The organism is Spongiactinospora rosea (genome assembly GCF_003315795.1).
Taxonomy (GTDB): Bacteria; Actinomycetota; Actinomycetes; order Streptosporangiales; family Streptosporangiaceae; genus Spongiactinospora; species Spongiactinospora rosea.
Map to the genome: position 1 here is coordinate 332,113 of NZ_QMEY01000006.1, position 12,611 is coordinate 344,723.

Annotated in this window: 10 protein-coding genes; 6 read left to right on the plus strand and 4 right to left on the minus strand. The window is 72.2% G+C overall.

From position 1 onward, the window contains the following. Positions 1–29 precede the first annotated feature (29 nt). Both DP939_RS17665 and DP939_RS17670 read right to left on the minus strand, forming a co-directional pair. Entirely contained in the window at positions 30–713 is a 684-nt protein-coding gene (locus DP939_RS17665) for a GntR family transcriptional regulator (protein WP_113981788.1), read from the minus strand. A gap of 79 nt (positions 714–792) precedes the next feature. Then, the gene (locus DP939_RS17670) at positions 793–1,740 is read right to left on the minus strand and encodes an ornithine cyclodeaminase family protein (RefSeq protein ID WP_113981789.1); all 948 of its coding nucleotides are present in this window, start codon (positions 1,738–1,740) and stop codon (positions 793–795) included. 140 nt (positions 1,741–1,880) lie between these two features. Between DP939_RS17670 and DP939_RS17675 the strand changes: the two genes are divergently transcribed. Further along, positions 1,881–2,873, plus strand: a complete 993-nt coding sequence (locus DP939_RS17675) for a COX15/CtaA family protein (protein WP_113981790.1) — start codon at positions 1,881–1,883, stop codon at positions 2,871–2,873. Between the two features lie 12 nt (positions 2,874–2,885). Continuing rightward, positions 2,886–3,578: a SanA/YdcF family protein gene (locus DP939_RS17680; protein ID WP_113981791.1), complete on the plus strand. Its 693-nt coding sequence runs from the start codon at positions 2,886–2,888 to the stop codon at positions 3,576–3,578. 1 nt (position 3,579) lies between these two features. On the opposite strand, the gene DP939_RS17685 is transcribed toward DP939_RS17680, so the two are convergent. Continuing rightward, the gene (locus tag DP939_RS17685) at positions 3,580–4,719 is read right to left on the minus strand and encodes a PrsW family intramembrane metalloprotease (protein WP_113981792.1); all 1,140 of its coding nucleotides are present in this window, start codon (positions 4,717–4,719) and stop codon (positions 3,580–3,582) included. A 37-nt stretch (positions 4,720–4,756) separates the two neighbouring features. Next, entirely contained in the window at positions 4,757–5,719 is a 963-nt protein-coding gene (locus tag DP939_RS17690; protein WP_113981793.1) for a heme o synthase, read from the minus strand. A gap of 390 nt (positions 5,720–6,109) precedes the next feature. On the opposite strand from DP939_RS17690, the gene tkt reads away from it, so the two are divergent. The 4 genes from tkt to zwf all read left to right on the plus strand — a co-directional run bounded on the left by tkt (position 6,110) and on the right by zwf (position 12,610). Further along, positions 6,110–8,143 carry a transketolase gene (gene tkt / locus DP939_RS17695; RefSeq protein WP_404828595.1) on the plus strand — a complete coding sequence of 678 codons (2,034 nt, stop codon included), beginning with the start codon at positions 6,110–6,112 and terminating at the stop codon, positions 8,141–8,143. A gap of 2 nt (positions 8,144–8,145) precedes the next feature. Continuing rightward, complete coding sequence (tal, locus tag DP939_RS17700; protein WP_113981795.1) at positions 8,146–9,249, plus strand: transaldolase; 1,104 nt, start codon at positions 8,146–8,148, stop codon at positions 9,247–9,249. A 6-nt stretch (positions 9,250–9,255) separates the two neighbouring features. Then, positions 9,256–10,869, plus strand: coding sequence for a glucose-6-phosphate isomerase (locus tag DP939_RS17705; protein ID WP_113981796.1), 1,614 nt, complete (start codon positions 9,256–9,258; stop codon positions 10,867–10,869). A 217-nt stretch (positions 10,870–11,086) separates the two neighbouring features. Next, positions 11,087–12,610: a glucose-6-phosphate dehydrogenase gene (zwf, locus tag DP939_RS17710; RefSeq protein ID WP_404828596.1), complete on the plus strand. Its 1,524-nt coding sequence runs from the start codon at positions 11,087–11,089 to the stop codon at positions 12,608–12,610. Position 12,611: the final 1 nt, after the last annotated feature.

The following is a 12,611-nucleotide window of genomic DNA, read 5'->3' on the forward strand; positions in this document are numbered from 1 at the left end:
CGGCCACGGGCGGTGCGGCTCGCGGCGGGTCAGTCTCCCGGGCGGTCGGCCCAGATGCCGCGCACATGCCGGATGTGCCGTCTCATCAGGGTCTCCGCCGCGGCCGAGTCGCCCCTGCTCAACGCGTCGAGGATCCACACGTGCTCCTGGGCGGACTCGGCTAAGGCGCCCTGGCGCGATAAGGGGTCAAGGCCGTAGAGCCGGGCGCGGTTGCGCAGGTCGCGGACCACGGTGACCAGGTGCGCGTTGCCCGCCAGTGTCAGCAGGTCTTCGTGGAAGCGCAGGTCGGCGGCCACGTAGCCGAGAAGGTCGCCGCGCTCGGCGGCGGCGACGATCTCCCCGGCCAGCGGGCGCAGCCGCTCGAACTCCGCCGCCCGCGCCGGGTCGGCCAGCCCCGCGACAGTGGGCACCTCGATGAGCTCGCGGATGTGGGCCAGCTCGTCGAGATCGCGGTCGGACAGCTCGGTGACGCGGAAGCCCTTGTTGCGGACGGCCTCGACCAGGCCCTCCTTGGCGAGGTCGAGCATGGCCTCGCGGACGGGGGTGGCCGAGACTCCGAAGTGCGCCGCGAGCACCGGCGCGGAGTAGACCACCCCGGGGCGCATCTCACCCGTGATCAGGGCGACGCGCAGGGCGTGCCCCACCTGCTCGCGCAGGCTCTGCCGCTCGCCCACCACCGGCAGGTCGAGCCGGCCTTCCGCCGAAGGCATCATCGGTGCCCTTCTCTTCGCGTCGGAATGGTCGAAATCGTGTAAATGTCGCAATGGTCGGAATGTCGAAATGACGTACGAGCTACCGCGAGGCCGTCCACTTCCGGTACGCGGCGGCGGCCACCACGAGATCTTCCCAGGCCATACCGACACTCTTGAAAACGCCCGGTCCAGCTCCCGGTATAACACCGCCACCGACCAAGTCCGCCAAATTTCCGGCAATGTGGCCGTCTGTGATCATACCCGCACTCAGTGGGGTGATGAGATCTCCGGCCTCGGCGAGCGCCGCCCCGCGCGCCTCCACCACCACGGTCGCGCGGGCGATGAGCTCGCCGTCGATCTCGCGGGCCGACGGCTCGTGCGAGCCGACCGCGACGACGACCGCGTCGTCCCTGACCAGCCCGCCGGGGAACAGCGGGGTCCTGGCGCTGGTGCAGCAGGCGATCAGGCCGGCCTCCGCGACGGCCCGGAGTATCCCGTCCGGCCCGGTGGCCACCTCTGCCGCAAGGCCGAGCGCCCGGCAGCGCGCGGCGAAGGCGGCGGCCCGGCCCTGGTCCCGCCCGGCCACGGTGACCCGCCGGAGCGGCCGTACCGCGCGCAGGGCGGTCACGTGGCCCCACGCCTGCGGCCCGGTGCCGAACACCAGCAGGGACGCCGCGTCCTGTGGCGCGAGGTGGCGCACGGCCAGCGCGGAGACCGCCGGGGTGCGCAGCGAGGTCAGCGCGATGCCGGGCAGGGCCGCCAGCGGGGCCAGGGTGTGGCCGTCCAGCAGCAGGTAGACGCCCTGGATACGGGGCAGGCCGCGCTCGGGGTTGCCCGGCGCGACGGTGGCGACCTTCACCCCCGCGTAGCCGCCCCAGGCGGCGGGCATCAGCAGAAGCTGCCCCGCCGGGAGATCCACCGCCGGGCGCAGCGGCGTGGCCTCCGGGTCCAGCCCGGCGAGCAGGGCCTCGGCGAGGACGTCGACGGCGGCCTCCATGGGCAGGGCCGCCGCGAGGGCCCCCTCGTCCAGGTACGGCAGCGCGCTCATCCCGCCTCCCACCACATCATCACGCCCCTCCGCCGAGGAAGGGCAGTAATATGGCACATATTTCACTCCGGCCCAGGTGTCATCGAGCGCCGTGCCGGCCTCCAGGGGCGCGGGCGGGACCGGTGGGTGGGGCTCCTACGATGAATGCCGTGACCCGCCTTACCGACCGTCCTCGGACATATCCGCTGATCCTCGTGCGTTCCATCTGGGAGCCCACGACCGCCACCATGCGGCGCTGGGCCGTGGCCGCCATCGTGGCCAACATTGTGATCACGGTGACGGGCGCGATCGTCCGGGTCTCCAAGTCCGGGCTCGGCTGTCCTACCTGGCCGCGCTGCACTCCGGACAGCTTCGTGCCCGCCGCGCACCCCGAGATCTCCCCGCTGAACACCGCGATCGAGTTCGGCAACCGGATGCTGAGCTTCGTGGTGCTGGCCGCCGCGCTGGCCTGCCTGATCACCGCGTGGCGCCTCAGGCCGCGGCGCACGGCGCTGGTTCGGCTGGGGTGGCTGCAGCTGGCGGGCGTGGCCCTGCAGGGCCTGTGGGGCGGGGTGGTGGTGCGCAGCGCGCTCAACCCGATCACGGTCAGCATGCACTTCCTGATCTCGATCGGGCTGATCGCGGCCTGCTTCGCGCTCTACGTGCGGGCGGGCGAGGCCGACGGGCCGCCCGTCCGGATCGTGCACCGCGACATCCGCAGGCTGGCGTACGGGCTGACCGCGGCGGTGGTCGTGCTGCTGATCGCCGGAGTCGTGGTCACCGGCACCGGGCCGCACTCCGGCGACAAGGCCGCCAGCAGGTTCGACCTCGACATCGAGATGGTCGCGCGGCTGCACGCCGACGTGGTGTGGATCGTCCTCGGGCTGACGTTCGCGCTGCTGATCGCGCTGCGGGTGAGCGAGGCCCCGGCACGGGCCAGGCGCGCGGCGCTGATCCTGCTCGGCGTCGAACTCGCCCAGGGCGTCATCGGCTACGTCCAGTACTTCACGGCGGTGCCCGCCGCCCTGGTGGCCATGCACGTACTCGGCGCGACCCTGGTGTGGATCGCCACGCTGGCGGCGCTGCACGCGACCAGCACGCGCGGCCCGCTGCCGGCCAGGGCCGAGCCCGCGCTCGACGCCGTCCCGGCCTAGCGCCGGGCCGCCATGCCGCCCCGCCGCCTTTCGCGACCGGCGCTGCGCCGCGCCTTCCAGGCCACCGTGCTGCTGAGCGTCCTGGGCGTGGCCCCGTTCACCTGGGCCTGGCTGACCAGCTCGGGTCACCGCGCGGTGGCGGGCCCCGGGCCCGGCTGGGAGCGTGACGTGCCCGCCGCCCCGGTCGCGCTGGTCCTGGGCGCGGCCGTACGGTACGGGCAGCCCACGCCGATGCTCGCCCGCAGGCTGGACATCGCCGCCGCGCTCCACCGGGCGGGCAAGGTCAAGGTGCTGCTGCTGTCGGGCGCCGCGTACGGCCCCGGCAACGACGAGCCCGCCGTGATGCGCGCCTACCTGCTGGCCCGGGGCGTGCCCGGCGAGGCCATCGTCTCCGACCCGGCCGGATACGACACCTGGGACTCCTGCGTGAGGGCCAGGAAGGTGTTCGGCGCGGACCGGGTCATCGTGGTCTCCCAGGTCTTCCACCTGCCCCGGGCGGTGACCCTGTGCCGGATGGCCGGACTTGAGCCGTTCGGCGTGGGCGACGACTCCTCGGTCACCTGGCCGGCCGCCACCTACGGCTACGCGCTGCGGGAGTTCCCCGCCTCGGTGAAGGCGTTCTTCGACGCGGTGGTGCTGCGCTCCCGGCCCCGGCTCGCCGGGCCGCCGCAGACCTCGCTGCGCGAGGCGCTGTCCCGGCCGTGACCTACTGGGCGCCGCCGGGCACGGGCATGCGGTCCCTGGCCATCCGCAGGCACTCCAGCAGGGCGTACTGCTCGTCGTAGAACGTCCGCTCGGCGATGGCGCCGCGCGCGGCGCGCTCGTGCAGCAGGCCCAGCTCGGTGGCGGCGAGCTGGTAGTCGCTCATCGCCCGCAGGCCGTCGCGGCCGCCCCGCGCCTTGGCCCGCTGCCTGGCCTGGCGGCGCGCGGGCAGCGAGGCGAGCATGGCCACGTCGGCGGGGCCGATCAGCCCGGTGGGGTGATAGGCGGGCAGGTAGCGCTGGATGAGCGCGACGATCCGCCGCCGGTCGCGTATGACGATGCCGATCAGCACGAACAGCACGGCCATCAGGACGAGGTAGGCGACGACGAGCCCGGGGAAGCCGCCGTAGGTGGCGAAGCCGTTCCAGAGGCCGTGCAGCAGCATCGCCCCGATCCAGCCCGCCACCACGACCAGCACCCTGCCCGGCCCGCGCAGCCCGGCGGCCACCGCGACCGCGATCCCGATCATCGAGGTGAACAGCGGGTGCGCGAACGGCGACAGGATGCCGCGCAGCACCAGCGTGACGGCCAGGCCCTGCGCGCCCAGTTCGCCGTCCTGGGCGGCCACGTAGTAGCTGACGTTCTCCGACATGGCGAAGCCGAGGCCGACCATGCTGGCGTAGATGATGCCGTCGGTGGGGCCGTCCAGCTCCTGCCTGCGGAACCTGAGCAGGCCCAGCAGCACCAGGCCCTTCATGGTCTCCTCGACGACGGGGGCGCCGAAGGTGGCGGCGATGCCCCGGGCGTCGGCGGGGTCGAGCCCCGCGGCATCGCGGATGTAGAGCAGCCCGAGGGAGTTGATCACGCCCGCGACCAGGACGGCCACGCCCGCGCCCCAGGCGAAGGCGAAGACCAGGTTGCTGCGCGGCTCGGGCTCCATGCGGTCCAGCCCGAGGACGGCGGCGAGCAGCAGCGGCACGGGGGCGATGGCCAGGATGAGCGCGATGAAGAACCGCACCGGATCGCCGTCGAGCACGTCGAAGGAGAACGACGCGAGGGCGCAGAGCCCGGCGACCACCAGACCGATGATGAGGCCGAAAGACGGGCGGTCCTTCAGAACCCAGCGGGGATCACGGCTCACCATGGGGCGAGGGTAACCGATCGGACACGACCTGTCCGCCTCAGATCAGGAGGGCGTCGATGGCCACGGCCAGGAACAGCAGCGCCAGGTAGACGTTGGACCAGTGGAAGAAGCGCATGGGGCGCAGCGCCACACCGGTCATGCCGGCGTTGACACGGGCCAGCAGCCGGTGCGCCTCCCACAGGCACACGACGCCGAGCACCACCGCCACGATGGGGTACAGCAGCGTCGTGCCCGCGACCGGCCACAGAAGCAGCGAGCAGATCACGGTGGCCCAGGTGTAGAGGATGCTCTCCACGGCCACCCGGCGCTCGGTCGCCACCACGGGCAGCATCGGCACCTCGGCGGCGGCGTAGTCCTCCCGGTAGCGCATGGCCAGCGCCCAGGTGTGCGGCGGGGTCCAGAAGAACACCACGCCGAACAAGACCAGCGGCGCCCAGTCCACCCGCCCGGTGATCCCGGCCCAGCCGATCAGGCACGGCATGCACCCGGCGATGCCGCCCCACACCACGTTCTGGGCGGTACGCCGCTTGAGCACCAGCGAGTACACCAGGACGTAGAACAGGATGGCCGACAGCGACAGCAGCCCGGCCAGCCAGTTCACCGACAGGCCGAGGCCCACGGTGGAGGCGATGCCGAGCACGATGCCGAAGATCAGCGCTCCGGTGGGCGAGACCTGGTGGCGGGCCAGGGGCCGGCGGCGGGTGCGCCGCATGGCCGCGTCGATGTCCCGGTCGATGTAGCAGTTGAGCGCGTTGGCGCTGCCCGCCGACAACGTGCCGAACACCAGTGTGGCGATGGCCGGCCACAGCGGCGGCAGGCCGCGCGCGGCCAGGAACATCACGGGCAGCGTGGTGATGAGGAGCAGCTCGATGATCCGGGGCTTGGTCAGCGCGACGTAAGCCTTGATCAGCTCACCCACCGTGCGGGGTGCCGATCGGGCACGCTCCGCGGCGGCGGCCTCAAGGGAGGTCGCCGAGGGCTTGTTCGTCAGCACCGTCAAGGTGCTTCCAGCACGTGCGGGGTCAACGCGTAACCTCTGATTTGGAGCGAATCCGTGGAAAATGCGGGCACCAGCCAGCTCGGAGACTCACTGTAGTGCCCGGGAGGGCCGGTCCCCGTACGGGGGGGCGGGCGCCGCGCGGACGGACGTCCTGAAACAGGGGGTTTCACCGACTTTGTAGAGGGATTTCATCCGGGCCGGTCACGCCTGCGGCGGGCCGTTCCGCGCAGCGAGGCTCGACCCGTTAGGGTCCGGTGTGGGCGGGAAACGCCAACCGGCGCCACCATACGACTAGATCCGGAGATCAAGCAGTTGAGCAGCGAACTCTTGCCGGCCCTTGAATGGAGCGACCTCGATCGGCGCGCGGTCGACGTCGTCCGTGCCCTGGCGATGGACGCGGTGGAGAAGGCCGGATCGGGGCATCCGGGCACCGCCATGAGCCTCGCCCCGGCCGCGTACCTGTTGTTCCAGCGCACGATGCGGCACGACCCCATCGACCCCGCGTGGGCGGGGCGTGACCGGTTCGTCCTGTCGTGCGGCCACTCCAGCCTCACCCTCTATATTCAGCTCTTCCTGTCCGGTTACGGGCTGACCATCGACGACCTCAAGATGCTGCGCCAGTGGGACAGCCTCACCCCCGGCCACCCGGAGTACGGGCACACCGCGGGCGTGGAGACCACCACGGGCCCGCTGGGGCAGGGCATCGGCAACGCGGTCGGCATGGCCATGGCCGCCCGCCGCGAGCGGGGCCTGTTCGACCCGGGCGCCGAGCCGGGCCAGAGCCCGTTCGACCACATGATCTGGTGCCTGGCCTCCGACGGCGACGTCCAGGAGGGCGTCAGCCACGAGGTGAGCGCGCTGGCCGGTCACCAGCGGCTGGGCAACCTGGTGGTCATCTACGACAGCAACGACATCTCCATCGAGGACGACACGCGGATCGCGCTGTCGGAAGACGTGGGCAAGCGGTACGAGGCGTACGGCTGGCACGTCGTCACCGTCGACTGGACCGAGGGCGGCGACTACAAGGAGGACGTCGCGCGCCTGCACGCGGCCCTCGAAGAGGCCCGCGCCGAGACCGGCAGGCCCAGCCTCATCAAGCTGCGCACGATCATCGGCTGGCCCGCGCCCAACAAGCGCAACACCGGCGGCATCCACGGCGCGGCGCTCGGCGCGGAGGAGGTGGCCGCCACCAAGCGCCTCCTCGGCCTGGACCCCGAGGTGTCCTTCGAGGTGCCGGACGACGTGCTGACGCACGCCCGCGAGGTGACCCGCCGCGGGCGCGAGGCCCGCCACGAGTGGGAGAAGTCCTACCAGTCCTGGCGTACCGGCAACCCGCAGCGGGCGGCCGAGTACGACCGGATCTCCGCCCGGCTGCTCCCCCAGGGCTGGGACGAGGCGCTGCCGTCCTTCGAGACGGGCGGCTCGGTGGCCACCCGCAAGGCGTCCGGCGAGGTGCTCAGCGCCCTCGCCCCCGTGCTGCCCGAGCTGTGGGGCGGCTCGGCCGACCTGGCCGGGTCCAACAACACCACGATGAAGGGCGAGCCGTCCTTCGTGCCCGAGGAGTTCCAGACCAAGGCGTTCCCCGGCCACCCCTACGGCCGCACGCTGCACTTCGGCATCCGTGAGCACGGCATGGGCGCGATCCTCAACGGCATCGCGCTGCACGGCGGCACCCGGCCCTACGGCGGCACCTTCCTGGTGTTCTCCGACTACATGCGCCCCGCCGTGCGCCTGGCGGCGCTGATGAAGCTGCCGGTCACCTACGTCTGGACGCACGACTCCATCGGCCTGGGTGAGGACGGCCCGACCCACCAGCCGGTCGAGCACCTGTGGGCGCTGCGCGCGATCCCCGGCCTGGACGTCGTGCGCCCCGCCGACGCCAACGAGACCGCCGCCGCCTGGAAGGCCGTGCTCGAGCACACCGACCGCCCGGCCGCGCTCGCGCTGACCCGCCAGAACGTCCCGGTGTACGCCGAGACCGCCGACGCGGCGAAGGTCGCCAAGGGCGGCTACGTCCTGCGCGACGCGTCGGAGGGCCGGCCGCGGGTGATCCTCATCGCCACCGGCAGCGAGGTCCATCTCGCCGTGGAGGCCCGCGACGTCCTTGAGGCCAAGGGCGTCCCCACCCGGGTGGTCTCCATGCCGTGCGTGGAGTGGTTCCGCGCCCAGGACCGCGCCTACCGCGAGGAGGTGCTGCCGCACGACATTCGCGCGCGCGTGGCGGTCGAAGCGGGAATCGCCATGGGCTGGCGGGAGTTCGTGGGTGAAGAAGGGGAAGTGCTGAGTCTGGAGCACTTCGGTGCCTCGGCACCGTACCGGACCTTGTTCGAGCAGTTCGGCCTGACCGCCGACCGGGTGGTGGCCGCGGCGAACGCGAGCCTCGCGCGGACCGGTGCCGACAAGGGCGAGACGACGGGAAACTGATGATGAGCGAGATTCTGCAGAGGCTGGCCGGCCACGGCGTTGCCATCTGGCTCGATGACATCAGCCGCGAGCGGCTGCGCAGTGGCAACCTGGCCGACCTGGTACGCGACAAGAACGTGGTGGGGGTCACGTCCAACCCCACGATCTTCGCCTCGGCGCTGAGCAAGGGCGACGCCTACGACGGGCAGCTGCACGACCTGCGGGTCCGCGGCGTCGACGTGGGCGAGGCCGTGCGCGCCGTCACCACCTACGACATCCGCTGGGCGTGCGACGTGCTGCGCCCGGTCTACGACGCCACGGCGGGCCTGGACGGGCGGGTCTCCATCGAGGTCGATCCGCGCCTCGCGCGCGACACCGAGCGGACCGTGGCCGAGGCCCGCGCCCTGTGGTGGCTGGTGGACCGGCCCAACCTGTTCATCAAGATCCCCGCGACGGTGGAGGGCCTGCCCGCCATCACCGCGGCGCTGGCGGAGGGCATCAGTGTCAACGTGACGCTGATCTTCTCGCTGGAGCGCTACCGCGCCGTGCTGGACGCCTGGCTGGCCGGGCTGGAGGCGGCCAAGGCCAAGGGCCTGGACCTCTCCCGGATCGCCTCGGTCGGCTCGTTCTTCGTCAGCCGGGTGGACACCGAGGTGGACAAGCGCCTGGAGGCGGCCGGCACCGACGCCGCGCGGACCCTGCGCGGCCGGGCCGCCGTGGCCAACGCGCGCCTCGCGTACGCCGCCTTCGAGGAGGTCATCGCCTCCGAGCGGTGGCAGGCGCTGGCCGCCGCCGGGGCCAAGCCGCAGCGCCCGCTGTGGGCCTCCACCGGCACGAAGAACCCCGACTATCCCGACACCCTCTACGTCGACGAACTGGTCACCTCCGGTGTGGTCAACACCATGCCGGAAAAGACCCTCGACGCGGCGGGCGACCATGCCAAGATCGATGGTGACACCGTCCGCCCCTACTACGAGCAGGCATGGGACACCATGGCGGCCCTGAAGGAGGCGGGCATCGACTACGACGACGTCGTGCGGGTGCTCGAAGACGAGGGCGTGCAGAAGTTCGAGGCGTCCTGGAACGAGCTGATCGACACGGTGACGGCCGAGCTGAAGAAGGCGTGAAGCCCAATGACGGTGACATTCGGTGACGACGCCGAGGCCGGGCGCGCGGACGACGCCGTACGCGCGCTCGCGGCCGAAGGCGTGCCGCAGGCCCTCGCGGCCGGTGACCCCACGCTGTGGGGCGAGGCCGCGCGGGCCGAGGCGGCGATCCGGCTCGGCTGGCTCAACCTCCCGCTGACCAGCAGGGAGCTGCTGCCGGAGATCGCCAATCTGGTGGAGAAGGCCCGCGCGGAGGGCCTGGACCACGTGGTGCTGGCCGGCATGGGCGGCTCCTCGCTGGCGCCGGAGGTGATCTGCTCCACGGCCGACGTCCCGCTGACCGTGCTGGACACCACCGACCCCGGCCAGGTCCGCAGGGCGCTGACCGACCGGCTGGACCGCACGATCGTCGTGGTCGCCAGCAAGAGCGGCGGCACGATCGAGACCGACAGCCACCGCCGGATCTACGAGAAGGCGTTCCGCGACGCCGGGATCGACCCGGCCGACCGGATCGTGGTCGTCACCGACCCGGGTTCGCCGTTGGAGCAGTCCGCGATCGAGGCCGGGTACCAGGTCATCCTGGCCGACCCCAACGTGGGCGGGCGTTACAGCGCGCTGAGCGCGTTCGGCCTGGTGCCGAGCGCGCTCGCGGGCGCCGACGTCGCCCGGCTGCTCGACGACGCCCAGGCGGTGCACGACTCGCTGGCCGCGAGCGAGGGCAACCCGGGCCTGGAGCTGGGCGCTGCGCTCGGCCAGGCCGCGCTGGCCGGCCGGGACAAGCTGCTGCTGGACGACCGCCTTTCGGAGATCAACGGGCTGCCCGACTGGATCGAGCAGCTCATCGCCGAGTCCACCGGCAAGGACGGCAAGGGCATCTTGCCGGTGGTGGGCGGCGACCCGAACGGCGCGCCCGACGAGTTCGTGGCCGGCATCGGCGGCGACGGCGGGGTGCGGGTCGACGGCCCGCTCGGGGCGCAGTTCCTGATCTGGGAGTACGCCACGGCGGTGGCCGGGCGGCTGCTCGGCATCGACCCGTTCAACCAGCCCAACGTGGCCGAGTCCAAGCAGAACACCGCGGCGATCCTCGAAGCGGGGTTCGGCGAGGAGAAGCCGGTCCTGGTGGACGGCCCGGTGGAGGTGTACGGCGCCGTGCCCGGCGAGCCCGGCGACCTGTCGGACGTGCTCACCGGCCTGCTGTCGGCCGTGCCCGACCACGGCTACCTGGCGGTGCTGGCCTACCTGGACCGCTGGGCGGCGTTCGACGTGGCCCAGCCGGAGGACGCCTCGCTCGACCAGCTCACCGAGGCCTGGACGGCGCGCGACCCGGCGACCCTGCGGGCGCTGCTGTCGACGCGCACCGACCGGCCGGTGACCTTCGGGTGGGGGCCGCGGTTCCTGCACTCCACCGGCCAGTACCACAAGGGCGGGCCGCAGAACGGCGTGTTCCTGCAGATCACCGGCGCGGTCACCGACGACGTCGAGGTCCCCGGCAAGCCGTACACCCTGGGCCGCCTGCAGCTCGCCCAGGCCCTCGGCGACCTCGGGGCCCTGGCCGGCCGCGGCCGTCCGGTGGTCCGCCTGCACCTCACCGACCGCGTGGCGGGCGTCGCCCACCTGCTCGCCGCCGCCCGTATCGAATGACCCGCGAGGGCGCGCCGGTGCCCTGGACTGAGGAGTGAAGGAGCGAGGGACGAGCGGATGAGCGACGAGGGAAGCGCACCGGTTAACAGCGCCCGAGCCGCGACGCGCAGCGTCGCAATGAGCGGGGGTGCAGCCCATGGATACTGAGCCGGTGGCTCCGGCCGATGAGGCGCGGACGGTGGCGGCAGCGGCGGCGGTGCAGGCCACCACCGAGGCCGTGGCCAGGGCCAATCCGCTGCGCGACCCGCGCGACAAGCGGCTGCCGCGGGTGGCCGGGCCCTGTGTGCTGGTGTTGTTCGGCGTCACGGGCGACCTGGCCAAGCGCAAGTTGCTGCCGGCGATCTACGACCTGGGCAACCGGGGGCTGCTGCCCCCGGGATTCTCCCTGGTCGGCTTCGCCCGGCGGGACTGGCAGCACCAGGACTTCGCGCAGCTCACCCATGACGCGATCAAGGAGCACGCGCGCACGCCGTTCCGCGAGGAGGTCTGGAAGCAGCTTCGCGAGGGCATCCACTTCGTGCCCGGCGAGTTCGCCGACGACGGCGCGTTCGACGCGCTGGCCATGGCGCTGAAGGAGATCGACGAGACCAGGGGGACGGGCGGCAACTACGCCTTCTACCTCTCGGTGCCGCCGAAGTTCTTCCCCAAGGTGGTCGAGCAGCTCCGCCGTACCGGGCTGGCCGACGCGCCGGAGGGGTCCTGGCGGCGGGTGGTGATCGAGAAGCCGTTCGGGCACGACCTGAAGAGCGCCCAGGACCTCAACGCGATCACCAGCGCGGTCTTCCCCGAGAGCTCGGTCTTCCGGATCGACCACTACCTGGGCAAGGAGACCGTCCAGAACATCCTGGCGCTGCGGTTCGCCAACAACCTGTTCGAGCCCATCTGGAACCGCGGCTACGTCGACCACGTGCAGATCACGATGGCCGAGGACATCGGCATCGGCGGCCGGGCGGGCTACTACGACGGCATCGGCGCGGCCCGCGACGTCATCCAGAACCACCTGCTCCAGCTCCTCGCGCTGGTCGCCATGGAGGACCCGACGTCCTTCGACGCCAACGCGCTGCGCCGGGAGAAGGAGAAGGTCCTCAAGGCGGTACGCCTGCCGCAGGACCTCGCGCTGGGCACCGCCAGGGGCTCCTACACCGCGGGCTGGCAGGGCGGCGAGCCGGTGGTGGGCTACCTGGAGGAGGACGGCATCCCCGCCGACTCGATCACCGAGACCTACGCCGCGGTCAAGCTGGAGATCGCCAACCGGCGGTGGGCCGGCGTGCCGTTCTACCTGCGCACCGGCAAGCGGCTGGGGCGGCGGGTGACCGAGGTCGCGGTGGTCTTCCAGCGGGCGCCGCACCTGCCGTTCAGCAAGGACGACACCGAGATCCTGGGCCAGAACGCGCTGGTGATCCGGGTGCAGCCGGACGAGGGGATCACGGTCAGGTTCGGCTCCAAGGTGCCGGGCACGGCCATGGAGGTGCGCGACGTCAGCATGGACTTCGCCTACGGCGAGTCCTTCCTGGAAAGCTCCCCCGAGGCGTACGAGCGGCTGCTGCTCGACGTGCTGATCGGCGATCCGCCGCTGTTCCCGCACCAGCGGGAGGTGGAGCTGTCGTGGCGGATCCTCGATCCGATCGAGCGGTTCTGGGCCTCCCAGGGCCAGCCGGAGGGCTACGCGGCGGGCACCTGGGGCCCGGCGTCGGCCGACAAGATGATGGCCCGCGACGGGCGGGTCTGGAGGAGGCTCTGAC